General features: G+C 53.8%; 2 pseudogenes. One reads left to right on the top strand and one right to left on the bottom strand.

Annotated features, from left to right (window positions below):
- A pseudogene (locus BGK49_RS17205) lies at positions 1-201 on the top strand (transposase); the annotation flags it as partial.
- A gap of 16 nt (positions 202-217) precedes the next feature.
- Here the strand turns inward: BGK49_RS17205 and BGK49_RS27835 are convergent.
- Positions 218-599, bottom strand: a pseudogene (locus tag BGK49_RS27835) (IS4 family transposase); the annotation flags it as partial.

Here is a 599-nt window from a genome sequence, read left to right on the forward strand (position 1 = left end):
AAAACGGCCGGCGGGAGGAATACGGCGCGCTACCTGGGTCGTTATCTGAAGAAGCCGCCGATAGCGGCCTCCCGGCTGGCACATTACAACGGAGGGGCGAGCCTGAACTTCCGTTACCTGGACCACAAAACGGGAGAAACGGCGACGGAAACGCTGACACAGCGTGAGCTGGTCGCGAGGCTGAAACAGCACATCCCGGAGTAATGCCAGTCAGTAAAGCAACTGACTGGCTCTTTTTCGGGGCTGTGGGGTATTTCCAGGGCCTCTCCTTTACCACTCTCGGGAAGGCCCTTCCCCTTCTCGTCGGTAATTTCACAAGTTGTCCCATACTTGCAAGATCGCGCATCAGCTCCGGTATACGTCCCGGTGAAGCGCCCTGCAATGTCATCAGCATTCTCATCACCATTCCGCATGATTCTGAGAAACTCAGTTGATTCGGCCAGTAACCTTTCAGATGTTCCGCCATTTTAATCATCTGATATCTCACCAGATTATAAGCCAGTAAGACACCCCACAGCTCTTGCTCCACAAGCTCCGGCTTTTTACTTCTCAGCGTCAGCCTGCTCAGTTGCATCGTCTGTTTTATCTCCCTGTATCCC

Origin of the sequence: Shigella sp. FC1544 (genome assembly GCF_001722145.1) — a bacterium.
In the GTDB taxonomy this organism is placed as follows: Bacteria; Pseudomonadota; Gammaproteobacteria; order Enterobacterales; family Enterobacteriaceae; genus Escherichia; species Escherichia coli.